Source organism: Pseudomonas sp. dw_612 (genome assembly GCF_018449725.1).
Classification (GTDB): domain Bacteria; phylum Pseudomonadota; class Gammaproteobacteria; order Pseudomonadales; family Pseudomonadaceae; genus Aquipseudomonas.
On record NZ_JAAVVC010000011.1, the window covers coordinates 199,783 to 224,775 of the forward strand.

The following is a 24,993-nucleotide window of genomic DNA, read 5'->3' on the forward strand; positions in this document are numbered from 1 at the left end:
CCAGTCGGACCAGACGAGCCATCCTAGCTCGCTTCAAATAACGCCATGGCCTCGACATGTGCCGTCTGAGGAAACATATCGAGAATCCCGGCACGTTTTAACCGGTAGCCCTGCTTGATCAATTCGACCGTGTCGCGCGCCAGAGTTGCAGGGTTGCACGACACATACACCAACCGTTTGGCGCCCAGGGATGCCAGCTTGCGCACCACCTCGAAAGCACCGTCCCGTGGTGGGTCCAAGAGTACCGCACAAAAGCCTTCGCGCGCCCATTCGGCTTCGGTCAAAGGCTGGGATAAATCGGCCTGAAAAAACTTCGCATTATGCAGATTGTTGCTAGCGGCGTTCGCGGCTGCCCGCTCGACCATCGCCTGCACACCCTCCACCGCCACCACTTCGCGAACGGCCTTGGCCAGCGGCAAGGCAAAGTTGCCCAAGCCGCAGAACAGATCCAGAACGCGTTCATCCGCTTGCGGCTTGAGCCAGTCCAGCGCCTGGGCGACCATCGCTTCGTTGACCCCGGCGTTGACCTGGATGAAATCCCCCGGCCGATAGGCCAGGTCCAGGTCCCATGACTCCAGGCGATAGCCCAATGTCTGATCGGCCTCGACCGGTTGCGGATCGCCGTCGCCATGCAGCCACAATTGGGCTTCATGGAACGCACAGAAATCCTTGAGGATCGTCAGGTCGGCCTCGGACAACGGCGCCATGTGCCGCAGCAACACCGCCAACGACGAACCACTGAACAATTCCACATGCCCCAGTGCCTGAGGTTTGCTCAAACGTCGGAGCATGTCCGGCAAGCGGCTCATGATCGGTTGCAAGGGCTGTACCAGCACCGTGCATTCGGTGATCGCAACGATGTCCTGGCTGCCCGCAGCGCGGAAACCGACTTCGAGTTTTTTCGCTTTCATGTCCCAGCGCACCGCCACCCGGGCGCGACGGCGGTAACCGAATTCCGGACCGCTCAACGGCGCTGCCCACTCTTGGGGTTCGACACCCGCAACCTTGGACAATTGCTCGGCGAGCATGCGCTGTTTCAGGGCGAGTTGTTCGGTGTGGGGCAAATGCTGCACGCTGCAACCGCCGCAGCGACCGGCGTGAGGGCACGGTGCCGGGCGACGCAATTCGCTGGCCTGGAACACCCGTTCGGTGCGCGCCTCGACCACTTTGCCGTGGGCATTGAGCACACGCGCCTCGACTTCTTCACCGGCCAACGCGCCGATGACGAACCAGGTACGACCTTCGAAAAACGCGATGCCGCGACCGTCATTGGCCAGGCGCTCGATGCTCAAGCGCTGCTTTTTGCCGGTCGGAATTTGTGGGGCCTTGCTGCCGCCCGTGGGTTGGAAGCGCAGGCCTCTCTCTTGCTTGGCCATCAGTTGGGCGCGTCGAAAATGCCGGTCGACAAGTAACGGTCGCCACGGTCGCAGATGATCGCGACGATCACCGCGTTTTCAACTTCCCGGGACAGGCGCAGCATCGCTGCCACCGCACCGCCCGAGGACACGCCACAGAAGATCCCTTCTTCGCGGGCCAGACGACGGGTCACGTCTTCGGCTTCGCTTTGGGCCATGTCGACGATGCGGTCGACACGATCGGCTTGATAGATCTTCGGCAAATACTCTTGCGGCCAGCGACGGATGCCCGGAATCGCCGAGCCTTCCATCGGTTGCAGGCCGATGATCTGCACGTTGTCGCTCTGCTCTTTCAAGTAGCGCGACACGCCCATGATGGTGCCGGTGGTGCCCATCGAACTGACGAAATGCGTGATGGTGCCCTCGGTCTGGCGCCAGATTTCCGGGCCGGTGGTGGTGTAGTGCGCTTGCGGGTTGTCCCCGTTGGCGAACTGATCCAGCACCTTGCCACGGCCTTCGGCTTCCATGCGCTGGGCGAGGTCGCGGGCGCCTTCCATGCCTTCTTCCTGAGTGACCAGAATCAGCTCGGCGCCATACGCCGTCATTGCGGCTTTGCGCTCGGCGCTGGAGTTGTCCGGCATGATCAGGATCATCTTGTAACCCTTGATCGCGGCGGCCATGGCCAGCGCAATCCCGGTGTTACCCGACGTCGCTTCAATCAGCGTATCGCCGGCGTGGATCTGCCCACGCAACTCGGCGCGGGTAATCATCGACAGCGCCGGCCGGTCCTTGACCGAACCCGCCGGGTTATTCCCTTCAAGCTTGAGCAAAAGGGTATTGCTGGTGGCGCCAGGCAGGCGCTGCAAACGAACCAGCGGAGTGTTGCCGACGCAATCGGCGATGGTTGGGTACTGCAAGGTCATGGCGTATTCGCAATCCAGACTGCGGGGGCGCCTATCATACCGGCAAACGTTGGCAGGCCATATCACGCAAAGTGCGGTGCTTATGGCTTATGGGAATAAGTAGCTTATTGATGCGATTGGAAGCGGCGCTCGAACAGCACATAGGTTCAGAGCAATTGTGTCGGCAGTGCTGACACTTGTTCAGCGGATGGGAGGGCCTCATCGCGAGCAAGCTCGCTCCCACAGGGGGTGAGTTTGTTCGCACGATTTTTGTGGCTTACACAATTCCAATGTTGGCTGGAGATGAGTGACCGAGGTAAATGTCTCACCAGCGGTGAGACTATTTCATCTGCAATGAGGGTGGCGACTCGGAAGGCCCTTTCGCGAGCAAGCCCGCTCCCACAGGGATTGGGTTATCAACCAGGATAATTGTCGCACCACTGGTGCGACTATCTTTTTAGCGATGTAGAGGGTGGTGACCGGGAGGGCCTCTTCGCGAGCAAGCCCGCTCCCACAGGGGTTGGTGGTGATCAAATAATTTGTGGGCGACTCAGGTCCACTGTGTGCGGGCTTGCTCGCGAAGGCGTCGTCACTGGCGCCGCTAACATCCGCCACCAACCGCATATTCAGCCGCAACCCGCGCTCGGTGTTCTCAGCCCAAAGCGTCCCACCCTGACGCTGCACCGCATTCCTGGCAATGCTCAATCCCAAGCCAAACCCACCATCCCCCGGCCGCGAGCCGTCGAGGCGAATGAACGGCGAGAAGATCCGTTCGAGATCGGCTTCAGCTACCCCGCCCCCCTGGTCCTCGATCCATAGATGCCAGTAATCGCCATCACGCCGTCCGCCGAGGCTCACGACACCACCCTCAGGCGAATGCCGAATCCCGTTGCGCACGATGTTTTCCACCGCCTGGGCCAAGGTATTCAGATGACCGCGCACCCAGCACGACGAATCCACCGCGCAGTGCAGTCGGCTCGCCGGCCAGCCACTTTCATAGCACGCGTTTTCTGTGAGCATGTCCCACAGCGCCTGAATCTGGATCGATTCGTCGGGCAATCGCGTGCGCTCGGTGTCGAGCCAGGCCAGTTGCAGGGTGTCTTCCACCAGGCGTTGCATGCCATCGACTTCACGACCGATGCGCTCGCGCAAATGCACCAGGTCCTGCTCGCTTTCGCTGGCCACCCGCAAACGGCTCAACGGTGTGCGCAGTTCGTGGGACAGGTCGCGCAGCAGTTGTTGTTGCAGGGCCACGGTGCTTTGCAGGCGCTCGGCCATGTGGTCGAAGGCGCGACCGAGTTCGCCCAGCTCATCCGAGCGATTGGTGGTGTAGCTCGACAGACGCACGTTCAACTGATCGGCGCGCCAGGCGTTGGCCTGTTCGCGCAGGCTGTTCAGCGGCACCACCAGCAAGCGGTACAACCCGACGCACAGCAGCAAAGTGAACAATCCGGGAATCACGCCGTTGGTGATCACGCGCCAGAACACCCGATATTGCCCGGGCATAAACCGTTTCGGCAATTCGATCACCAGGCTGCCGACGCCCGGGTCCTTGGGAAACGGCACGCGCAGCCACGGCAAGCCTTGGGTATGGCGACTGGTGGGCCAATCGAGGCCGCGCAGAAAGGTCAGGCGCTGGATTTCCTTGTCCACCAGCGGATAGCTGCTCAGGGACTGCAAGTCGCCGCCAATCACCCCGACCCACGTCGTCTCGCGCTGACCGACGCGCTGCAACCAGGCATCGACGCCGGCATGCTTGCCCTCGTTCCACGCCTGTTCCGCCTCGGCGGCGTAGCGCGTCAGGGTGCCCCGGGCTTCGTCGGACAGGAACAGGTTCTTCTGTTCCATGTGACGACCCCAGGACCAGCTCAGCCAGATCATCAGCAGACAGAACGCCACCAACAAACACGCCAGTTTCCAGAACAGCGAGTGCCGGCCCGGCAGGTCAGACCATTTCATCGACGGCACTCAACACATAACCCTTGCCCCACACCGTGCGCACTTCCCGCTCGGTGTAGCCGATGGCCTTGAGTTTGCGACGGATCTGACTGATGTGCATGTCCAGGCTGCGATCATGGGCCGCGTAGCCGCGCTGCAACACCTGCTGATAAAGGAAGGCCTTGCTCAGCACTTCGTCGTGATTGCGATTGAGGGTTTCCAGCAGGCGGTACTCGCTGCGGGTCAGGCCGGCGGCTTGCTCGCGATAGAAAACTTCGCACTGCTCCTCATCGAACAACAAGCTGTGCACCGGACTGACCGCCGCGAAAGGCTCTGGAAGACGATCAAGGGCTACCCGCCGCAGGATCGCTTCGATGCGCACGCGCAATTCGGCCATGCTGAACGGCTTGGGCAGGTAATCGTCGGCACCGAGGCGAAAGCCGCTGATGCGATCCGCTTCGGCACCCAGGGCCGACATCAGCACCACCGGGGTGGCATGGCTCTGGCGCAATTGGGTCAGCACGTTCAATCCGTCCATGCCCGGCAGCAGAATGTCCATCAGCACCACATCGAACGATTGCCCGCGGGCGATGGCCAGGCCTTCCTGGCCGTTCTGGCACCAGGTCACCTGAAAGCCGCAGCGCCCCAGGTGCTCGTGAACATAAGCACCGAGCACGAGGTCGTCTTCTATAGACAGGATACGAGGATGGCCAGCAGTGATGGGAGTCATGACTATCTGCAAATAATTCTCAGTTGTCGATTATTCAAGATTGCCTCGCCAGGGGCAACCCAAGGTTTGCCCTGCCGGCAAAAGCAGCGATCCAGCCGACGAATGACGACATCAATTTACGAAGATTGCCCGCAAGCAAATCGCTACACTGCGCAAGTGGTGCGTGCCGGATGCACGTGCGGGTCCAATAAACAGCGGGATGCAGGAGAGATGCGTGCTCAAGAAACTGGGAATTAAAGGCCGCGTGCTGTTGCTGACCTTGCTGCCCACCAGCCTGATGGCGTTAGTGCTGGGCGGCTATTTCACCTGGATGCAGCAATCGGACCTGCAAGCCCAACTCATGCAGCGTGGCGAGATGATCGCCGAACAGCTTGCACCGCTGGTGGCCCCGGCCATGGGCCACAAGAACACCGATCTGCTGGAGCGCATCGCTACCCAGTCGCTGGAACAGACCGACGTGCGCGCCGTGACTTTCCTCGCCCCCGATCGCACGCCTTTGGCCCACGCCGGCCCGACCATGCTCAACGCGGCGCCGATCGGCAACAGCTCGCAGATGCTGCGGCGCAGCGGCAATGACGCGACCCGCTACTTGCTGCCGGTGTTCGGCAAGCATCGCAACCTGGCCGGCGACGTAATTCCCGAGGAAACCGACCGCCTGCTCGGCTGGGTCGAACTCGAACTGTCCCACAACGGCATGCTGCTGCGCGGTTACCGCAGCCTGTTTGCCAGTCTGCTGCTGATCGGCGCCGGCCTGGCTGGTGCGGCGCTGCTGGCGTTGCGCATGGGCCGCACGATCAACCGGCCGATCAGCCAGATCAAACTGGCGGTGGCGCAACTCAAGGACGGTCACCTGGAAACCCGTCTGCCCCCCCTCGGCAGTCAGGAACTGGATGAACTGGCGTCCGGCATCAACCGCATGGCCGGCACCCTGCAAAATGCCCAGGAAGAACTGCAACACAGCGTCGATCAGGCTACCGAAGACGTGCGCCAGAACCTGGAAACCATCGAGATCCAGAACATCGAACTGGACCTGGCGCGCAAGGAAGCCCTGGAGGCGAGCCGAATCAAATCCGAATTCCTCGCCAACATGAGCCATGAAATCCGCACGCCGCTCAACGGTATTCTCGGCTTCACCCACCTGCTGCAAAAAAGCGAGTTGACCCCGCGCCAGCTCGACTACCTCGGCACCATCGAAAAGTCCGCCGACAGCCTATTGGGGATCATCAACGAGATCCTCGACTTCTCGAAAATCGAGGCCGGCAAACTGGTGCTCGACAACATTCCGTTCAACCTGCGCGACTTGCTGCAGGACACCCTGACCATCCTCGCCCCCGCTGCCCACGCCAAACAACTGGAACTGGTGAGCCTGGTGTATCGCGACACGCCGTTGTCGCTGGTCGGTGATCCGCTGCGACTCAAGCAGATCCTCACCAACCTGGTCAGCAACGCAATCAAGTTCACCCGCGAAGGCACTATCGTTGCCCGGGCCATGCTCGAAGAAGAACACGAAGACAGCGTGCAATTGCGCATCAGCATTCAGGACACCGGCATCGGTCTGTCGAACCAGGACGTGCGCGCGTTGTTCCAGGCGTTCAGCCAGGCCGATAACTCGTTGTCGCGCCAACCCGGCGGTACCGGTCTGGGGCTGGTGATTTCCAAACGTTTGATCGAGCAGATGGGCGGCGAGATCGGCGTCGACAGCACACCGGGCGAAGGCTCGGAATTCTGGATCAGCCTGAGCCTGCCGAAAACCCGCGACGATGCCGAGGACCTGCCCGGCCCACCGTTGCTCGGGCGTCGGGTGGCAGTGCTGGAGAATCACGAACTGGCCCGTCAGGCGTTGCAGCATCAACTGGAAGATTGCGGCCTGGAAGTCACGCCGTTCAACACATTGGAAAGCCTGACCAATGGCGTTACCGGTGCGCATCAGACCGAGCAGGCGATTGATCTGGCGGTGCTCGGCATCACCAGCAACGACATGCCGCCGGAACGCCTCAACCAACATATTTGGGACCTGGAGCATTTGGGTTGCAAAGTCCTGGTGCTGTGCCCGACCACCGAGCAGACGCTGTTCCACCTCTCGGTGCCCAACCCTCACAGTCAGTTGCAAGCCAAACCGGCGTGCACGCGCAAATTGCGTCGGGCCTTGTCCGATCTGGTCAACCCGCGCCAGCAGCGCAGCGAACCCGGCGAACCGGTGTCGAGCCGCGCGCCAAAAGTGCTGTGTGTCGACGACAACCCCGCCAATCTGCTGCTGGTGCAAACCCTGCTCGAAGACATGGGCGCCAAAGTGCTCGCCGTGGAGAGCGGTTACGCGGCGGTCAAAGCAGTGCAGAACGAAACCTTCGACCTGGTGCTGATGGACGTGCAAATGCCCGGCATGGACGGACGCCAAAGTACCGAAGCGATTCGCCAGTGGGAAAGCGAGCGGCATTGCACGCCGCTGCCGATCGTGGCCCTCACCGCGCACGCTATGGCCAACGAAAAACGCGCGCTGCTGCAAAGCGGCATGGACGATTACCTGACCAAACCCATCAGCGAACGGCAACTGGCGCAGGTGGTGTTGAAATGGACCGGCCTGGCCCTGCGCAATCAGGTGCCGGAGCGTTCCAGCGACAACCCTGTGGGCAGCGACTTGCTGGTGCTCGATCACGAAGAAGGTTTGCGTCTGGCCGCTGGCAAGGCCGATCTGGCGGCGGACATGTTGGCGATGCTGTTGGCCTCGCTGGAGGCCGATCGCGAGGCGATTCGCGTCGCCCGGGAAGCCAACGATCAGAATGCCCTGATCGAGCGGGTCCATCGCCTGCACGGCGCCACGCGGTATTGCGGCGTACCGCAACTGCGCGCCGCCTGCCAGCGCAGTGAAACCCTGCTTAAGCAACAAGACCCGAAAGCCGCGGCGGCCCTCGAAGAACTGGAACGCTCGATCAATCGCCTGGCCACTCAGGCGCGCATCAGCGCGTGATCCAGGGCAATCCCCCCTTCGCCCCGAGCGCTACGATATGTGTAGCAGTTGGCGAAGCCTGCGTCCGGCGGCGCAGCCGTCGTAAAATCAGCCACCTCGGTTTCTCAGGCAAACCGCGTACGCCGGATTAGCGACGACTTCGTCGCCGAACGCAGGCTTCGCCAGCTGCTACAAAGGCTCTCAAGGAGGACACCATGCGCACAATTCTTTTCAGCAGCCAAACCTACGACCGCGAGAGCTTTCTCGCGGCTGACGTGCCCGCCGGCATCGAGTTGCAATTCCAGTCGGCGCGCCTGAGCCTCGACACCGTGGCACTGGCCGAGCATCACGAAGTGGTGTGCGCCTTCATCAATGATGACCTCAGCGCGCCGGTGCTCGAACACTTGGCCGCCGGCGGCACGCGTCTGATCGCCCTGCGCTCGGCCGGCTATAACCATGTCGATCTGGTCGCGGCGAAACGCCTGAACCTGGCCATCGTGCGGGTACCGGCCTACTCGCCCCACGCCGTCGCCGAACACGCGGTGGCGCTGATCCTGGCGCTCAATCGGCGTCTGCACCGGGCCTATAACCGCACCCGCGAAGGGGATTTCAGCCTGCATGGGCTGACCGGTTTCGATCTGGTGGGCAAGACTGTCGGCGTGGTCGGCACCGGGCAGATCGGCGCGACCTTCGCAAAAATCATGAATGGTTTTGGCTGCCAGTTGCTGGCCTACGATCCATTCCCGAATCCCCAGGTCGAAGCCCTCAGTGCGCGCTACCTGAGCTTGCCGCAGCTGCTGGCCGAGTCGCAGATCATCAGCCTGCACTGCCCGCTCAATGAGCAGAGCAAACACCTGATCAACCGTCAGTCACTGGCCCACATGCAACCGGGGGCGATGCTGATCAACACCGGTCGTGGCGGCCTGGTGGATACCCCGGCGCTGATCGATGCGTTGAAGGACGGGCAATTGGGTTATTTGGGGCTGGATGTGTATGAGGAGGAGGCGCAGCTGTTTTTCGAGGATCGCTCGGACCTGCCGCTACAGGACGACGTGCTGGCGCGATTGCTGACGTTCCCCAACGTGATCATCACCGCGCACCAGGCTTTCCTGACCCGCGAAGCCCTGGGCGCGATTGCCGCGACCACCCTGCAGAACATCGCTGCCTGGGCGGCCGGTACGCCGCAGAATCGGGTCGAAGGCTGATCGGGTCAGGGCTTGGGGGCGATCGAAGAAGCCAGGATCAACAGCCCCAGCCAGCCGAAGCCGATCAAACGCTGTTGCAGGGAGTGTCCGGGACGCAACAGAAACCAGACGAAAAACGCTGGCAGTAAAAATGCCATGATCTTCAGCCAACCTTCCACTGGGCGCGCCGTGTCTGCCCACGCGTTGGTCGCCGGCTCATTGGCCGGTGCCCCACGGCGTCGGTGCCGGGATACAGGCGCCGGTGGAATCCCGAGGGTTGGCTCGACTTCGGGTGCCGGTTCGAGTGTCGAAACTTCGGGTACCTGCTTATCCCGTGGCCGGTGGCCGAAGGAGATAGGCGCAGCCCGGGAGGGAACCGCTCGCCCTGTCGTGACCGACGCTCCGCAGTGAATGCACGAATTGGTTTCAGAGCTGATGCTCTGTTTGCATTCAAAACATTCGGTCAAGGCCATTTCCATTCCTTAGGGGTGCAAAAAGCGGCAGTGTGCCATGAGTGAGTGGATGATTTGAACCTGATCGAAGGTCACATGCCCGCGCCATGCTGCGTTGATGCCCGTGCTAGCATACCGCGCATATTTGGAGGACCCATGGTCGAACACGATTTCCGCTACACCCTGATGAACCCGCAGCACACCCTGACCGAATGCCGCGCCCTGGTGCCGGGGCGTTATCAAGTCACCGGCAATGGCGGCTCGATTCGCAATAATGACGTCCTGGTGGTCACCCTTAAAGGCAGCAAGGACTTGTCCATGCGCCTGACCGTCGAAACCGTTCGCCACCTGATCAACCCGCCCGGCCAATGGGTCGCGGTGGCCAGTGGTCCGGTGTTCGGCGAACTGGCGATCCACACGTGGAAGGTCAATTGCGACAGCTGCGCCAAAGAACTGAGCTTCGAGTTCGCGGTCGACGCCAAGCTCGGCAACAAGGCCGAAAAGCCTGCCGCCACTGCGCGAATTGCCGAGTTGGGCTGGACCACCGCTGGCGAGAAACACCTGTGCCCGAAATGCCAGGAGCCTGCGTGATGAAACACCTTGCTCTGGCGGCCATGGTGGGCGCCAGTCTGATGGGCTGCGCCGCCGAACCGATACAACTGCAACAGAACCGCAGCTACATTCTGGAATGGATCGGCGAACGTCCGCTGATGGATTACAGCCACTTGACCATCACCCTCGGTGACGACGGTCGGGCCTACGGCAATGGCGGCTGCAACCACTGGTTCGCGCCGTACACCCTGGACGGCGACAAACTGAGCTTCGGCAAAATCGGCAGCACCCGCAAACTCTGTGCGCCGGCGTTGATGGAGCAGGAAAAGCGTTTCCTGCAAGCCTTGGAAAACGTGCAGCGCTGGGACATCTCGCCGATCGACCAGATGCGTTTCTGGCCGGTCGAAGGCAAGCCGTTGCGTTGGTGGCTTGAAGAGGGTTGATTGACGCGCCACAGCCCTTGTAGCAGCTGCCGAGGTACGAGGCTGCGTTCGGCTGCGGAGCAGTCGTAAACCCTGAGCATGCGGTCTTTCTGTAAGACCGCATGCGCTGACTTCACGACTGCTTCGCAGCCGAACGCAGGCTTCACCAGCTGCTACAGATCGTGTACCTGCTCAATTCGTGGCTTTCAACTCTTCCAGCTTCGCCATCACCCCCGCCGCTGTCTGCTCACCCATCAACTGTTCCCGCACCTTGCCCTTGTTATCGATGATGTAGGTCACCGGCAATGCTTCGCTGCGTGGCAAATCGAAGAGCTCGGCCGGATCCTGGGCCAGCACGGTGAACTTGATACCCAGTTTGTCGCTGGCGCTTTTCAGCTCTTCGCCCTGCACGTTGTCGAAATTGACCCCGAACACGCCGATCTTTTTGGCCTTGAGCTCCTCGGCCAGCGCATTCAACTGCGGGATCTCAGTCCGGCATGGCCCGCACCATTCGGCCCAGTAATTAAGCACGAACCATTGTTTGTCGAGACGCCCGGCTGCCACTTTGTGGCCATCCTGATCGATGCCATAGTCGTTGCCGCAGCCCCCCAGCATCAGCGCCCCGATGATCGCCAATGCCGCTGCCAATCGCCTTGTCATGTCGTGATCCTTGTTCAAAATTGAATGCGCCTGCGACCCATCGCCTCCCGAGGTTCTGGATTGCGCGCTGCACAGTTAGAATAGCCGTCACCTTACGCAAGATGCGACCCGCACATGACCGATCTGACGCTTTATCACAACCCGCGCTGCTCGAAATCCCGCGGTGCGCTCGAACTGCTCGAAGCCCGTGGCCTGACCCCGACCGTGGTCCGCTACCTCGAAACCCCGCTGAACGCCGCGCAACTCCAGGGCCTGCTGAAAAAGCTCGGGATCAACGCCCGGCAATTGCTGCGCACCGGTGAGGACGAATACAAAACCCTCAACCTGGCCGACGCCAGCCTGACCGAAGCGCAATTGATCGCGGCCATCGCGGCGCATCCGAAACTCATGGAGCGGCCGATTCTGGAAACCGGCGACAAAGCCATCATCGGCCGTCCGCCGGAGAATGTGCTGGAGCTGTTGCCGTGAGCGCGCCGTACATTCTGGTTCTGTATTACAGCCGCAGCGGCTCGACCAATGAAATGGCCCGGCAGATTGCCCGGGGGGTCGAACAGTCAGGGATGGAAGCACGCCTGCGCACGGTGCCGCCGATTTCCACCGAGTGTGAAGCAGTGTCACCGGATATTCCGGACGAAGGCGCGCTGTACGCCAGCCTCGACGACCTGAAGAACTGCGCGGGCCTGGCCCTCGGCAGCCCGACCCGCTTCGGCAACATGGCGGCGCCGCTCAAGTACTTCCTCGACGGCACCAGCAACCTGTGGCTGACCGGCGCCCTCGTCGGCAAACCGGCCGGCGTCTTCACCTCCACCGCGAGCCTGCACGGCGGCCAGGAAACCACCCTGCTGTCGATGATGTTGCCATTGCTGCACCACGGCATGCTGATCACCGGCCTGCCCTACAGCGAATCGGCGTTGCTGGAAACCCGTGGCGGCGGCACGCCTTACGGCGCCAGTCATCACGCCGGGGCGGACGGCAAACAGGGGTTGAATGAGCATGAAGTCGCGCTGTGCCGGGCCTTGGGCCTGCGCCTGGGCAAGACTGCGCAAAAGCTGGAGGGCTGACATGGCGAAGAAGCCGAAGATTCTGCCCTCCATCGAATGGCTCGAACCGCGCGTCCGGGCGATGCGGGTGGTCAGCCTGTTGTGCTTTTTCGGCCTGGTGGGGCTGCTGTGCGCTTACTACCTGCTGGTCGCCGACCTGCATGGCGCGCGGCCGTGGGTGATTTTGCTGATTGAACTGGTGCCACTGTTGTTGCTGGCGCCGGGGATGATTGTCGGCAGCGCACGCGGGCATTCGTGGATGTGCTTTGTGGTGAATTTGTATTTCATCAAGGGCGCATTGGCGGCTTACGACCCGAACCGGCAGCTGTTTGGGTTGCTGGAGATGGGGGCGAGTCTGGCGGTGTTTTGCTCGGCGCTGTCGTATGTGCGGTGGCGGTTTCAGTTGAATCGCAAGTTGGCTGGCGAGGGCGAGATTTCCGTCGCCTGATAGGCCGCCTTCGCGAGCAAGCCCGCTCCCACAGGGGATTTGTGAACACGGCAAATCCAATGTGGGAGCGGGCTTGCTCGCGAAGGGCGCGACTCGGTCTCAATGATTGACGGTGTAAGCCAGCATCATCGAAATCTGGCTCATCGCCCGCCCGCCACTCTGTTCATGCCACTGGTTGAACACATCCTGCACCAACGCCAGGTCCCGCTGGCTGGTCGGCACCTTGTCGACGATCTTCTGCGCATTCAACCCCGCCACCACGTCGTAACTCGGCACGAACGTATCCTTGCCGACCATGCGCAGGAAACGTGGCGCCGATAGTCCGCCCAGTTGATGGCCGCGTTTTTTCAGAAAAGTCCACAAGCCGACGATGTCGGTCACCGGCCACTCGGCAATCAACTCGCCAAAGCTGCCCTTTTCATGGGCCACATCCAGAATGAACTGCGCATTGCGTGGCACGCTTTTGAGCTTGCCCAGGTGGCGGATGATCCGCGCGTCCTGCATCAGGCGTTCAAGGTGTTCGGCGCTCATCAGCACGACTTTTTCCGGGTCGAACTTGAAGAATACTTCTTCGAAGGCCGGCCATTTGGCGTCCACCAGGCTGTGCTTGAGGCCGGCACGGAACACCCGCAGCGCCATGGTCGAGAGGTAGCGGTCGTCGCTGATCTTGCGCAATTGCGCCGGGGTCTTGGGCACCGGCAGATGGGCTTCCAGTTCAGCCGCCGAACCGAAGCGGTTCAGACAGTACTCGTGTAGCCACTTGTAATCGCGCATGCCCTCTCCTGAGGATTGAAACAAAAAACCCTGTGGGAGCGGGCTTGCTCGCGAAGGCGATGTGTCAGTCGAAACAATATTGCCTGACACACCGCTTTCGCGAGCAAGCCCGCTCCCACATGGGGTTGTTCAGAGGTTGACCACGTTGACGAAGCGCGAGGCCGCGGTTTCGTCAATTTTCAAACCGGTAAAGTCGAACAGATTGCGATCCGCCAATTGCGACGGCTGCACATTTTGCAGACTGCGGAAAATACTGTCGACGCGGCCCGGGGTCTTGCGTTCCCATTCTTGCAGCATGTCCTTGACCACCTGGCGTTGCAGGTTTTCCTGGGAGCCGCAGAGGTTGCACGGGATAATCGGGAATTGCTTGAAGTCCGAGTAGGCCTGAATGTCTTTTTCGTTGCAGTAGGCCAACGGGCGGATCACCACGTTGCGCCCGTCGTCGGCGCGCAGTTTTGGCGGCATGGCCTTGAGCAAACCGTTGAAGAACATGTTGAGGAAGAACGTCTCGACAATGTCGTCGCGGTGGTGACCGAGGGCCATTTTGGTCGCGCCGATTTCGTCGGCAAAGGTGTACAGCGTGCCGCGACGCAGGCGCGAACACAGCGAGCAGGTGGTCTTGCCTTCCGGGATCAGTTCCTTGACCACCGAATAGGTGTCTTTCTCGACGATGTGATACTCGACACCCAGTGCCTTGAGATAGGCCGGCAGTACGTGTTCGGGAAAGCCCGGCTGCTTCTGGTCCATGTTCACGGCCACGATGTCGAACCGGATCGGGGCGACCTTCTGAAAGTGCATCAGCACGTCGAGCAGGGTGTAGCTGTCCTTGCCACCGGACAGGCAGACCATGACCTTGTCGCCGTCTTCAATCATGTTGAAATCGGCAACAGCCTCACCGGCCTGGCGGCGAAGGCGCTTTTGCAGTTTGTTCTGGTTGACCGTGAGAGTGCCCATGACGCGAATCCGTGAGGTGTGACGAAAGGCCGGCATTTTACGCAAAAATACATCATGGGCGAAGTGCCTGCCGATTGCCGCCTCTCTGTGAACCGACGCGCTCTTTGTAGCAGCTGGCGAAGCCTGCGTTCGGCGACGAAGTCGTCGCTAATCCGGTATACGCGATTCGTCTGATGCACCGAGGTGGCTGGTTTTACGACGATTTCGTCGCCGAACGCAGGCTTCGCCAGCTGCTACGGGTCCCTTGGCTTGCAAATGAACAGACCCTGCGGCGATTACCAGCCGCGTTTACAGCGCGATTTGCTCTAACGCCCTGCAACCTGCACGGTTAAGACCTTTCTATACTGCGACATAAGGTCGCACACATATCCAGACCTTTACTTACTTGGCCACTTTGGCCCGTAGGCGCTCCGCTGGGGGGCGATGGTAAAAACAAGAGGAGTGACTGGCATGATCCATCACGTAGTGGGGCTCTTCACCCACCCCGACCAGGAATGGAAAGAAATCCGTGGCGACCAGGAGGAAAGCATCAGCCACATGTACCTCACCCACACGCTGATTCTGGCGGCCATCCCGGCTGTGTCCGCATTTATCGGCACCACCCAGGTCGGCTGGGTCATTGGCAGTCGGGCGCCGGTGATGCTGACCACAGAAAGCGCGCTATGGATGACGATCATGTCGTACGTGGCGATGCTCGGCGGCGTGGCCGTGATGGGCGCCTTCATCCACTGGATGGCCCGTACCTATGACGCCAACCCGAGCCTGGCCCGTTGCGTCGCGTTTGCCACCTACACCGCGACACCGCTGTTCGTGGGCGGGTTGGCGGCGCTGTATCCGCACATGTGGCTGGGGATGATCGTCGGCACCGCCGCGATCTGTTACACGGTGTACCTGCTGTACGTGGGGCTACCGACCTTCATGAACATTCCATCGGACGAGGGATTCCTGTTTTCAAGCTCGGTGCTCGCCGTCGGGCTGGTGGTGCTGGTGGCGATCATGGCGTTTACCGTGATTGTCTGGGGACTCGGCGTGGGGCCGGTCTATACGAACTAGTCTTTTCATAGAACAAGATCTGCCAATACAGGCCGCCGCAAGGCGGCCTTCTAATGAGCGGGGCACGACCATTCGGCGCCTCACGGATTCGCAAGTCCCGGGGGTTGCGGCATACTCGACGTCTCTGGAGATCCATCAAGCATGCCCGAGCAACTCAATACCCGCGTCGAAGACTGTTTCCAACAAGCCGAATCCTTTTTCAAACGACCTTTCAAGCGCCCCGTGGTGAGCCTCAAGCTGCGCGGGCAAAAAGCCGGTGTCGCGCATCTGCACGAGAACCTGCTGCGCTTCAACCCGCAGCTGTACCGCGAGAACACCGAAGACTTCCTCAAGCAGACCGTGGCCCATGAAGTCGCGCACCTGATCGCCCATCAACTGTTCGGCGACCGCATCCAGCCCCACGGTGAGGAATGGCAACTGATCATGCGCGGCGTGTACGAACTGCCGCCCAACCGTTGCCACACCTATGACGTGAAACGCCGCAGCGTGACCCGCTACATCTACAAATGCCCGTGCGCCGACAGCGATTTCCCGTTCTCGGCACAGCGGCATAGTTTGGTCAGGCAGGGGCGGCGGTATTTGTGCCGCCGATGCCGGAGCACGTTGGTGTTTAGTGGGGAAATGCGGGTCGAATAAGTCAGATTTGTGCTGTCTGGGCCGTCCTCTTCGCGAGCAAGCCCGCTCCCACAGGGTATCTGAGGTGTTCACAAATAATGAGTCCACTGGAGATCCAATGTGGGAGCGGGCTTGCTCGCGAAGGCGTCCTTGATAGCGCTACACAACCACCCTGGCACGCCGCAATTCCTCAATCCGCTGCGCACTAAACCCCAACTCCCCCAACACCTGATCCGTATGCGCCCCCACCGCCGCCCCGATAAACCGCGGTGCCGGCAACCCCTCGGAAAACTTCAACGGACACGCCATCTGCTGCTGAGTCGAACCATCGCCCCGAGGCACCTCGGTCACCAGCCCCCGCGCCTGCAACTGCGGGTGCCGCACCGCTTCGCCCAGGCTCAATACCGGCTCGACACACGCATCGACCCCGGCAAACAACTCACACAACTCGGCAAAGTCATGCTTCTCGAATTCCATCTTCAACTCGTTCTTTAGCGCCCGCTGCTGTTCGGGTTTGGACGACAAGCCCTGTGCCGCCAGTTCCGGGCGCCCCAGCGCCGAACACAGGTGCTGCATAAAGGCCGGTTCCAGGCTGCCCACCGATAACCAGCGGCCATCCCGCGAACGGTAATAGTCGTAGAAGCTGCCGCCATTGAGCATCTGCTCTTCGCGCCCGGGCTCCACGCCGCAGGCCAGATACCCGGCGCCGGCCATGGCGTTCAAGCTGAAAGCGCAGTCGGTCATGCTCACGTCCAGGTGCTGCCCCTGCCCCGTCTGCTGCCGCGCGATCACCGCGGCCAGCAGGCCGATCACCCCGTGCAACGAACCACCGGCGATATCCGCTACTTGCATGCCCAAGGGCACCGGACCGCTGTCGGCGCGGCCGGTGTAGCTCGACAGCCCTGCCAGTGCCAGGTAGTTGAGATCGTGGCCGGCGCGGTCCTTGTAGGGACCGGTCTGGCCGTAGCCGGTGATCGAGACGTAAATCAGCTTCGGATTGATCGCCCTCAGCGCTTCATACCCCAGGCCCAGACGCTCCATCACGCCGGGGCGGAACTGCTCCAGCACGATGTCGTGGTCCTGCAGCAGTTGCTTGATCACCTCCAGCGCCTCGGGCTGCTTGAGGTCCAACGCGAGGCTGCGCTTGTTGCGGTTGAGGTAAGCGTGGCTGGCGGAAACGCCTTGATCGTGGGGCGGCAGCACCCGCAGCAGGTCCATGCGGGTCGGCGATTCGATGCGCAATACTTCGGCGCCCATGTCCGCCAGCAACAAGGAGGCGAACGGCCCCGGCAGCAGTGTCGAGAAATCCAGAACCTTGAGTGATGCCAGTGGACCGAGCATGGGTGTTCTCCGGGGACGATGCCTCCAGACTAGGCAGATGATGCCATTGCAGCAATCACCTGATGGGTCAGCAAAAGTGACCGTTTCGCTCAAACCGCAGGCATGAAAAAACCCGCCGAAGCGGGTTTCTTCATTACAGCAGTCTTATTTGACGTTGCTTGGGGTTGGGCCTTCGGCCACGCCCAGGTCGTCTTCTGCGCGCTCGTCGGAGATGCCGCGACCGCCAGAAGCCAGCTCGGCGTGCATCACGTCGGTGTCCAGTTCCTTGACCCACTTGGCCACGACCAGGGTGGCAACAGCGTTACCCACCAGGTTGGTCAGTGCGCGGGCTTCGGACATGAAGCGGTCGATGCCGAGGATCAGCGCCAGACCGGCAACCGGCAAGTGGCCTACAGCCGACAGGGTGGCGGCCAGTACGATGAAGCCCGAACCGGTCACGCCGGCAGCGCCTTTGGAGGACAGCAGCAACACTACCAGCAGAGTGATCTGGTGCGTGATGTCCATGTGGGTGTCGGTCGCCTGAGCGATGAACACGGCCGCCATGGTCAGGTAGATCGCGGTACCGTCGAGGTTGAACGAATAACCGGTCGGGATCACCAGGCCTACGACGGATTTCTTCGCGCCCAGGCGTTCCATTTTGATCAGCATGCGTGGCAGTACCGATTCCGAAGAAGAAGTACCCAACACGATCAGCAGTTCTTCACGGATGTAGCGAATCACTTTCAGCACGCTGAAGCCGTGAGCGCGAGCGATACCGCCCAGCACGATCAGGATGAACAGCAGGCAAGTGATGTAGAAGCACGCCATCAACTGACCGAGTTGCACCAGCGAACCCACACCGTAGGCACCGATGGTGAACGCCATGGCACCCAGGGCACCGAGTGGCGCGAGCTTCATGATCATGTTGATGATGTTGAACATCACGTGAGCGAAGCGATCAATGAAGTCCAGGATCGGCTTGCCGTAGGCACCCAGGCGATGCAGGGCGAAACCGAAGATCACCGAGAACATCAGCACTTGCAGGATATCGCCAGTGGCGAACGCACCGAAGATGGTGTTCGGGATCACGTTGAGCAGGAAGCCAATAACGCTTTGATCAGCACCGGCGGCCACGTATTGAGCGACTTTGGAGGCATCCAGCGTGGTCACGTCGATGTGCATGCCTGCACCCGGCTGGACGATGTTGACCACCACCAGACCGACCAGCAGCGCGATAGTCGAAACGATTTCGAAGTACAGCAGCGCGTAACCGCCGGTCTTGCCGACCGACTTCATGCTCTGCATGCCCGCGATACCGCTGACGACCGTACAGAAAATGATGGGGGCGATGATCATTTTGATCAGTTTGATGAAGCCGTCACCCAGCGGTTTGAGGGCCACACCGGTCTGCGGGTAGAAGTGACCGACCAGAATGCCGATGGCGATGGCAACGATCACCTGGAAATACAGGGATTTGTACAGTGGCTGACGAGTCGTCATTGCAAAGTTCCTCAAGAGTGCCCCATGACAACATCCGTCTGTTGCCCAAGACACTTCATTTGCGAACCCTCCTGCACTGGAGGGATTTGTTTTGTCGAGCTGCGCAACGGCAGGCATCTGCCCGTTGTATCGCAAAGCCCGTGCCACCTTCGCCAAATTCCCTGCAAGCCTTTTGACATCAAGGGCTGCAGGGTTTTCGTTGTCACTGATCGGTTACGCCAATGTGGCGGATTTCCGCCGATCGTCCTGACCTCGTCCTACAATATGGCGGATATCCGCCTTGTTCACCGCCAAGTCCTGCGGCTACCATCGGCCGCTTAATGGACGGACCTGCCTGCTATGCGCGAACGCACCATCGCCAGTCATTTCGCCCGTGCCGCCCTCGGTGGCGCGCGTCGGCGTGGCTATGATTATTCCGGCCTGTTGTTACAACTGGGGATCAGCCCCGAGTTGCTCGACGAGCCGCGGGCACGCATTGCGCCGGAACAGTTCACGCGCCTGATCCAAGGCCTGTGGCTGGCGCTGGACGACGAATACCTGGGCTTCGGCCAGGCATCGAGCAAACCCGGCAGTTTCGCCATGATGTGCCATGCCATCATCCATTGCCGCAACCTCGAGAAAGCACTGCATCGCGGCTTATTGTTTTATAGCCTATTCCCCGAGGCTCCGCGCCTGAGCCTGAGCCGCGAAGGCGAAATGATCCGCTTGAGCCTCGACGATTCGCAGTTGTGGGACCCGGATCACTTTCTCAGCGAATCCCTGCTGGTGATCTGGCATCGACTCGGCAGTTGGCTGATCGGCCAGCGTATCCGCCTGGAACAAGCGACATTCAGTTACCCGAAACCCGCGCACGGCGCCGAATACGATTTGATGTTTCCCTGCCCGCAGGAATTCTCGACGCCACAGAGCAGCCTGTTGTTTCACAGTCGTTACCTGAGCATGCCGTTGCTGCAAGACGAGCGAACCCTCAAGCATTTCCTCGAACGCTCTCCTGCCGACCTGCTGTCACGCCCGGACGACGGCGACAGTTTGAGCAGCCAGTTGCGTCGCTTGCTCAGCCGCGACAGTGCACGCTGGCCAGACCTGGAAGCCGTGGCCGCGCACCTGCACATCAGCCCCCAGACCCTGCGCCGGCATTTGCGTGAAGAAGGCAGCAGTTTTCAGGAATTGAAAGATCAGTTGCGCCGGGACATTGCGATTTATCACCTCGGGCGGGCGGATCTGTCGTTGCAACAGATTGCCGAGCAATTGGGGTTTTCCGAGCCTTCGGCGTTTCACCGGGCGTTCAAGAAGTGGACTGGATTGACGCCGGGGGCTTATCGGGCGCAGGAAAACTGAAGGCACCTTCAGACTTTGTGGTGGATATGCCGGCCCCTTCGCGAGCAAGCCCGCTCCCACAGGGGAATGCGTCCAAATGTGGGAGCGGGCTTGCTCGCGAAGAGGCCCGAAAGAACACCATCAATCCGATCAAACCGCCGGAAAATGAATCCGGAACGCCGCCCCGCCCAACGCCGAATCCCCCAGGGTCAATTTGGCGCTGTAGCTCTCGATGATGTCCTTGACCACCGCCAAGCCAATCCCCTGCCCCGGATGCTGGCGATCCAGCCGTTCACCTCTTTGCAGAATCCGCGCGCGCTGGTCCGGTGGCACGCCCGGCCCGTCATCTTCCACACACAGCTCAATCCCGCTCAGGGTTTCACGCACGCTGATGCGCACTTCGCTCAGGCACAGGCGATAGGCGTTTTCCAGCAGGTTGCCCATCATTTCCAGCAAGGCGCCCTGTTCGATCGGCACGTAACACTGTTCCGGCAAGTCGAAAGCCACCCGCACGCGTTTGTCGCGGTAGACCTTGTCCAGGGTGTCGCACAGGCTTTGCAGCACCGGGCGCAGGCGTACCTGATGGCGCACCAAACCGCTTTTGCGCAGGCTGGCGCGTTGCAGTTGATAGCTGATCTGCTGGCTCATGCGTTCGATCTGGGTTTGCAGCACCCAGGCCTGATCACGATCCTCCGGGCGCTGGGCCATGTCTTCGCTGACGCTTTGTAACACCGTCAGCGGGGTTTTCAGGCTGTGGGCCAGGTCGTCGAGGGAATCACGGTAGCGGCTGCGCTGCTCACGTTCGCTGTGCAGCAAACGGTTGAGGGAGCCGGTCAGCCGCAACAGTTCTCGCGGGTGTTCTTCCGTGAGACTTTCCCGGGTGCCGCTTTCGATCTCGTCCAGTTCCTGGCTCAAGCGGCGCAACGCCTGCAAGCCCCAGGTCAGTCCGATCCACAGCAACGCCAACAGCACCAACAAGGCAGCGCCGAACCCCAGATAAAGATTTTCCCGCAAGCCTTCAACGGTGACTTCGTACTCGCGCACCGGTTGCAGGGCGACGATGCTGAATGCCGCACTTTTGCCGCCCAGCAACTTGACCTCGACGTCGTAGACGAAGAATTCCTGGCCGTTGGCTTCGCGAATCCGCGCAAATTCGTTACCGCGCCCGTCGTAGCGCGGCTTGTAGTTGATGTTTTCTTCCTGGGTGGCTTTTGAGCGCCAGACCAGATGCCCTTCGCGGTCGTAGATGTAGCCGAGCAAACGGCTGTCGGTCAGGTTGAAACGCTCATCCGGCAACTGCGCCGGCATCTGCAAGCGATTGCCTTCCACCCGGGCGGCGGAGATCAACGTGGTGACGTCCGAAGCCAGGCGCTGCTCGATGGAATCCTGCAACGCCAGGCTGAACGCGCCCTGCATCGCCGGCAATAACGCCAGCATGAACAACACCGCCAACAGTGTGGCGGCGAGCATCAGCCGAACGCGAAGGGAACGAATCAAGTGCAGCGCTCATTGAACAGGTAACCGAGGCCGCGCACGGTGTCGATCGGCTTGAACCCGGCCGGGCCTTCGAGTTTGCGGCGCAGACGGCCGACCAGCACTTCGATCACATTCGGATCGCGCTCGTCGTCGTCCGGGTAGAGCTGTTCCATCAGGCGGTCCTTGGCCACCACTTGCTGGTGATGGCGCATCAGGTACTCGAGGATCCGGTACTCGTAGGCGGTCAGCGCCAGCGGCTGATCGTCGAGGGACGCCTGCTTGCGATTGAGGTCGAGCAGCAGCGGCCCGGCAACAATCGTTGACTGAGTGAAACCGCTGGAGCGGCGCAGCAAAGCATTGAGCCGGGCGTCCAGCTCTTCGAACTGGAACGGTTTGACCACGTAGTCGTCGGCGCCGGCGGCCAGGCCTTCGACCTTGTCCTGCCAGTTGCCGCGCGCGGTGAGGATCAGGATCGGAAAGGTCTTGCCCCGGGAGCGCAGCTGACGAATCAGGTCGAGCCCGCCCATGCCCGGCAGGCCGAGGTCGATCACCGCCAGGTCATGGTTGAACTGCTCGGTCTGGTACAGCGCCTCTTCGGCGTTGGCCACGGATTCGACCACGTGGCCGCTATCCGTCAGGCGGGTTTGCAGGTGATGGCGCAACAGCGCTTCATCTTCGACGACCAGCAGTTTCATAACGCTCTCCCGGGCAAAACAACATCTCCAGAGGCATGCGCACATGCCTCGAGGGTCAACATGGCAACGCCGGATCACCCGTTTTGGGTGACCCGGCGCAGGTCTGTCACAAACCGCTGATTAAAAAGCGTAGTTGGCAGACAGGTAGGTCTGGGCGCTGCTGTTCAAGGCCAGCGACCCTTGTTTACTGCCACCGCGCTCGCTCATTTCGGTGCTGGCATTGCTGCGCAGGTAACGGTAACCCAGCTCGACCGAGGTGTTTTGTGAAACTTGCTGCAACACGCCGACCTGGCCGCCGAGGGCGTAACCGATGTCGCTGTCGCGGCTGAAGCCTGGGGACTCTTGAGTCATTTTGGTGATGCCGGCCGTGGCACCGCCAAATAGCTTGGTGCTGCCGCCCACCGGGTAGAACAGATCGTAGCTGCCCAGCAGGTTTTCCTGACGCAGTTTAATGCCATTGTGCGAGCCCGACACGTTGTCGTACGTGGCGTAGTAACGGCCCTGGCTGTTTTGCTGGCCCAGGCGCACACCCCAGGTGCTGTCTTTGCCGATCACGCCGTCGGCATTCGGGTTGTTGAGGTTGTCGTTCAAGGCGTGGGATTTTTTGACCTTGTCGCTGGTTTGGCCGAGCGTCAGGCCGGCGAAGGTTTCGTCGGTGGCGTGGGCAGCGGCGCTGGCGCTCAAAACGGTGAAAGCCAGAAGCAGTTTTTTCAATCCAGTCATAGGAAGTTTCCTTATGCGCTATCGCTTTTTGGGTACGGGGCAAGGTTACTCACCCGGCCCTGAACTCCCCCTGAACGCACTCTGAACCTGAGCTGAATCAAATCGACTAGGCTCAATTGACTGACTTTCTTTGATGGAGCTACGACCATGCGCATGTTCCTCGCCCTCGTCTTGCTGGCCTTGAGCGGGCTGACCCAGGCTGCGATCAAGACCCAGGAAATCCCTTACCAAAGCACCGACGGCACGAAAATGATCGGCTATTACGCCTATGACGACGCCATTAAAGGCCCGCGTCCGGGCGTGGTGGTGGTGCATGAATTCTGGGGGCTCAACGATTACGCCAAGCGTCGAGCCCGGGATTTGGCCGGGCTGGGTTACAGCGCGTTGGCCATCGACATGTATGGCGGCGGCAAGAACACCGAGCACCCGAAGGACGCTATGGCGTTTATGCAAGAAGCGCTGAAAGACAGCGCAGTGGCCAGCGCCCGCTTCCAGGCCGGGCTCGATCTGTTGAAACAACAGCCGCAGACCGACCCGAATAAACTCGCAGCCATTGGTTATTGCTTCGGCGGTGGCGTGGTACTGAATGCGGCGCGCCAGGGTTTGCCGTTGAAAGGCGTGGTGAGTTTCCACGGTGCGCTGGCGACCAATACACCGGCGACACCGGGCAGCGTGAAGGCGAAAATCCTCGTCGAGCATGGCGCCAAGGACAGCATGATCACTGCGGACAACGTGGCGGCGTTCAAGTCGGAAATGGACAAGGCAGGCGCCGACTATAAATTCGTCAGCCTGAAAGACGCCAAACATGGGTTCAGCAATCCGGATGCGGATCGGTTGAGCCATGGCGATCATGGCGGGCCGGATATTGGTTACAACAAAGCGGCGGATGAGAGTTCCTGGGCGGATATGAAGGCGTTCTTCAAGAAGATCTTTGGTTAAACCGGTAGACCGTGGCGCGGCGGCCATTCGCGAGCAGGCTCGCTCCCACATTGGAACGCGTCCCCCTGTGGGAGCGAGCCTGCTCGCGAATAGCCGACGCGCCACCGATCTAACCTTTGCACTACCCAGCCCCCGGACAACCCGGCAAAATGCCTGACATGAATCCAGCCCTACCCGCCTGCTGCACCCCACTCGAGCCCCACTGGCCGTTGCCTTTCGTGCTGCCCGATACCGTGCTGTTGAGCACTCACTTCGACACGTCGCAACTGGCCATCGATGACTTCCAGCGCAGCGCCATCGCGCCGCCGGCGAGCATTCAGCGGTCGGTGGCCAAGCGTCAGGCCGAGTTTCTCGCCGGGCGGGTCTGCGCCCGGGCCGCGTTGCAGCAACTGGAAGGGCTGAATTTTATCCCGGCCATCGGCGGAGACCGCGCACCGGTGTGGCCGGCGCACATCGCCGGCTCGATCACCCACAGCACCGGCCGGGCCGCGGCGATTGTCGCGAACAAGGCGCACTGGCGCGGCCTGGGCATGGACCTGGAAAACCTGCTCAACTTCGAACGCGCCGAACGCCTGGCCGGGGAAATCCTCACGCCGCCGGAGTTGCAGCGCATGGCGGCCGGCCCGAGCGATCAATTGGCGTTGCTGGTGACCCTGACCTTCTCGGTGAAGGAAAGCCTGTTCAAGGCGCTGTACCCGATCGTTCAGCAGCGGTTTTATTTTGAGCACGCGGAAGTGCTGGAGTGGACCGAGGACGGTCAGGTGCGGCTGCGGTTGCTGACGGATTTGTCCAGTGAATGGCGCAACGGAACAGAGCTGGAGGCGCAGTTTGGGGTGCAGGATGGGCAGTTGTTGAGTTTGGTCAGTATCAAGGCCTGAAGCTCCCCCCTGTAGCAGCTGGCGAAGCCTGCGTTCGGCTGCGAAGCAGTCGCCAAACCAGACACCGCCGTGTTTCAGGTAAACCGCGTGCGCAGGATTTACGACTGCTTCGCAGCCGAACG

Annotated in this window: 25 protein-coding genes; 12 read left to right on the forward strand and 13 right to left on the reverse strand. The window is 60.9% G+C overall.

From position 1 onward, the window contains the following. Positions 1-23: 23 nt before the first annotated feature. The 4 genes from rlmD to HB680_RS18570 form a co-directional block, all read right to left on the reverse strand. A complete protein-coding gene (gene rlmD, locus HB680_RS18555; RefSeq protein ID WP_213940011.1) occupies positions 24-1,376 on the reverse strand; it encodes a 23S rRNA (uracil(1939)-C(5))-methyltransferase RlmD in 1,353 nt (450 codons plus the stop codon). Next, a complete protein-coding gene (gene cysM, locus HB680_RS18560) occupies positions 1,376-2,278 on the reverse strand; it encodes a cysteine synthase CysM (RefSeq protein ID WP_213940012.1) in 903 nt (300 codons plus the stop codon). Before cysM ends, rlmD begins: the two co-directional genes overlap by 1 nt. A gap of 324 nt (positions 2,279-2,602) precedes the next feature. Beyond that, on the reverse strand, positions 2,603-4,216 hold the full coding sequence (locus HB680_RS18565) for a sensor histidine kinase (RefSeq protein ID WP_276572265.1): 1,614 nt from the start codon (positions 4,214-4,216) through the stop codon (positions 2,603-2,605). Next, positions 4,203-4,925, reverse strand: a complete 723-nt coding sequence (locus tag HB680_RS18570; protein ID WP_213940013.1) for a response regulator transcription factor — start codon at positions 4,923-4,925, stop codon at positions 4,203-4,205. Before HB680_RS18570 ends, HB680_RS18565 begins: the two co-directional genes overlap by 14 nt. A 214-nt stretch (positions 4,926-5,139) precedes the next feature. Here HB680_RS18570 and HB680_RS18575 point away from each other — a divergent pair, with 214 nt between their 5' ends. Both HB680_RS18575 and HB680_RS18580 read left to right on the forward strand, forming a co-directional pair. Continuing rightward, positions 5,140-7,890: a response regulator gene (locus HB680_RS18575; protein WP_213940014.1), complete on the forward strand. Its 2,751-nt coding sequence runs from the start codon at positions 5,140-5,142 to the stop codon at positions 7,888-7,890. Between the two features lie 194 nt (positions 7,891-8,084). Continuing rightward, complete coding sequence (locus HB680_RS18580) at positions 8,085-9,074, forward strand: 2-hydroxyacid dehydrogenase (RefSeq protein WP_213940015.1); 990 nt, start codon at positions 8,085-8,087, stop codon at positions 9,072-9,074. 5 nt (positions 9,075-9,079) lie between these two features. Here the strand turns inward: HB680_RS18580 and HB680_RS18585 are convergent, their stop codons facing one another. Next, complete coding sequence (locus HB680_RS18585; protein WP_213940016.1) at positions 9,080-9,526, reverse strand: hypothetical protein; 447 nt, start codon at positions 9,524-9,526, stop codon at positions 9,080-9,082. 135 nt (positions 9,527-9,661) lie between these two features. Between HB680_RS18585 and HB680_RS18590 the strand changes: the two genes are divergently transcribed. After that, complete coding sequence (locus tag HB680_RS18590; RefSeq protein ID WP_213940017.1) at positions 9,662-10,096, forward strand: hypothetical protein; 435 nt, start codon at positions 9,662-9,664, stop codon at positions 10,094-10,096. Continuing rightward, a complete protein-coding gene (locus tag HB680_RS18595) occupies positions 10,096-10,500 on the forward strand; it encodes an META domain-containing protein (RefSeq protein WP_213940018.1) in 405 nt (134 codons plus the stop codon). Before HB680_RS18590 ends, HB680_RS18595 begins: the two co-directional genes overlap by 1 nt. 171 nt (positions 10,501-10,671) lie before the next feature. Here HB680_RS18595 and HB680_RS18600 read toward each other — a convergent pair whose 3' ends face one another. Beyond that, entirely contained in the window at positions 10,672-11,139 is a 468-nt protein-coding gene (locus tag HB680_RS18600) for a TlpA disulfide reductase family protein (protein WP_213940019.1), read from the reverse strand. 114 nt (positions 11,140-11,253) lie between these two features. Between HB680_RS18600 and arsC the strand changes: the two genes are divergently transcribed. Genes arsC through HB680_RS18615 form a run of 3 tightly spaced genes read left to right on the forward strand, consistent with a single transcriptional unit; the run spans position 11,254 to position 12,627 of the window. After that, positions 11,254-11,607, forward strand: coding sequence for an arsenate reductase (glutaredoxin) (gene arsC, locus HB680_RS18605; protein WP_213940020.1), 354 nt, complete (start codon positions 11,254-11,256; stop codon positions 11,605-11,607). Beyond that, a complete protein-coding gene (wrbA, locus tag HB680_RS18610; protein ID WP_133840441.1) occupies positions 11,604-12,200 on the forward strand; it encodes an NAD(P)H:quinone oxidoreductase in 597 nt (198 codons plus the stop codon). The genes arsC and wrbA overlap by 4 nt, the downstream gene beginning before the upstream one ends. 1 nt (position 12,201) lies before the next feature. After that, complete coding sequence (locus HB680_RS18615; RefSeq protein ID WP_213940021.1) at positions 12,202-12,627, forward strand: DUF2069 domain-containing protein; 426 nt, start codon at positions 12,202-12,204, stop codon at positions 12,625-12,627. Between the two features lie 99 nt (positions 12,628-12,726). Here the strand turns inward: HB680_RS18615 and HB680_RS18620 are convergent, their stop codons facing one another. Both HB680_RS18620 and ttcA read right to left on the reverse strand, forming a co-directional pair. Further along, entirely contained in the window at positions 12,727-13,401 is a 675-nt protein-coding gene (locus HB680_RS18620) for a DNA-3-methyladenine glycosylase I (protein WP_123407098.1), read from the reverse strand. 129 nt (positions 13,402-13,530) lie between these two features. After that, a complete protein-coding gene (gene ttcA / locus HB680_RS18625; protein ID WP_213940022.1) occupies positions 13,531-14,355 on the reverse strand; it encodes a tRNA 2-thiocytidine(32) synthetase TtcA in 825 nt (274 codons plus the stop codon). 450 nt (positions 14,356-14,805) lie between these two features. Between ttcA and HB680_RS18630 the strand changes: the two genes are divergently transcribed. Together HB680_RS18630 and HB680_RS18635 are read left to right on the forward strand one after the other, a co-directional pair. After that, positions 14,806-15,408 (forward strand): Yip1 family protein, encoded by a 603-nt coding sequence (locus HB680_RS18630; protein WP_054613819.1) that lies wholly within the window; start codon positions 14,806-14,808, stop codon positions 15,406-15,408. Between the two features lie 141 nt (positions 15,409-15,549). Then, entirely contained in the window at positions 15,550-16,044 is a 495-nt protein-coding gene (locus HB680_RS18635) for a SprT family zinc-dependent metalloprotease (protein ID WP_123407102.1), read from the forward strand. A gap of 138 nt (positions 16,045-16,182) precedes the next feature. Here the strand turns inward: HB680_RS18635 and HB680_RS18640 are convergent, their stop codons facing one another. Together HB680_RS18640 and HB680_RS18645 are read right to left on the reverse strand one after the other, a co-directional pair. After that, positions 16,183-17,364: a CaiB/BaiF CoA-transferase family protein gene (locus HB680_RS18640; protein WP_213940023.1), complete on the reverse strand. Its 1,182-nt coding sequence runs from the start codon at positions 17,362-17,364 to the stop codon at positions 16,183-16,185. A 144-nt stretch (positions 17,365-17,508) separates the two neighbouring features. Then, the gene (locus HB680_RS18645) at positions 17,509-18,843 is read right to left on the reverse strand and encodes a dicarboxylate/amino acid:cation symporter (RefSeq protein ID WP_213940024.1); all 1,335 of its coding nucleotides are present in this window, start codon (positions 18,841-18,843) and stop codon (positions 17,509-17,511) included. A gap of 339 nt (positions 18,844-19,182) precedes the next feature. Here HB680_RS18645 and HB680_RS18650 point away from each other — a divergent pair, with 339 nt between their 5' ends. Continuing rightward, positions 19,183-20,181 carry an AraC family transcriptional regulator gene (locus HB680_RS18650; RefSeq protein ID WP_213940025.1) on the forward strand — a complete coding sequence of 333 codons (999 nt, stop codon included), beginning with the start codon at positions 19,183-19,185 and terminating at the stop codon, positions 20,179-20,181. Positions 20,182-20,310: 129 nt separating this feature from the next. On the opposite strand, the gene HB680_RS18655 is transcribed toward HB680_RS18650, so the two are convergent. The 3 genes from HB680_RS18655 to HB680_RS18665 all read right to left on the reverse strand — a co-directional run bounded on the left by HB680_RS18655 (position 20,311) and on the right by HB680_RS18665 (position 23,054). Beyond that, complete coding sequence (locus HB680_RS18655; protein WP_213940026.1) at positions 20,311-21,657, reverse strand: ATP-binding protein; 1,347 nt, start codon at positions 21,655-21,657, stop codon at positions 20,311-20,313. Further along, positions 21,654-22,331, reverse strand: coding sequence for a response regulator (locus tag HB680_RS18660; protein WP_054054836.1), 678 nt, complete (start codon positions 22,329-22,331; stop codon positions 21,654-21,656). Before HB680_RS18660 ends, HB680_RS18655 begins: the two co-directional genes overlap by 4 nt. Before the next feature lie 120 nt (positions 22,332-22,451). After that, positions 22,452-23,054: an outer membrane beta-barrel protein gene (locus HB680_RS18665; RefSeq protein ID WP_213940027.1), complete on the reverse strand. Its 603-nt coding sequence runs from the start codon at positions 23,052-23,054 to the stop codon at positions 22,452-22,454. A gap of 147 nt (positions 23,055-23,201) precedes the next feature. Here HB680_RS18665 and HB680_RS18670 point away from each other — a divergent pair, with 147 nt between their 5' ends. Both HB680_RS18670 and HB680_RS18675 read left to right on the forward strand, forming a co-directional pair. Further along, entirely contained in the window at positions 23,202-23,993 is a 792-nt protein-coding gene (locus HB680_RS18670) for a dienelactone hydrolase family protein (RefSeq protein ID WP_213940028.1), read from the forward strand. A 158-nt stretch (positions 23,994-24,151) separates the two neighbouring features. Then, positions 24,152-24,871 carry a 4'-phosphopantetheinyl transferase superfamily protein gene (locus HB680_RS18675; RefSeq protein ID WP_213940029.1) on the forward strand — a complete coding sequence of 240 codons (720 nt, stop codon included), beginning with the start codon at positions 24,152-24,154 and terminating at the stop codon, positions 24,869-24,871. Positions 24,872-24,993: the final 122 nt, after the last annotated feature.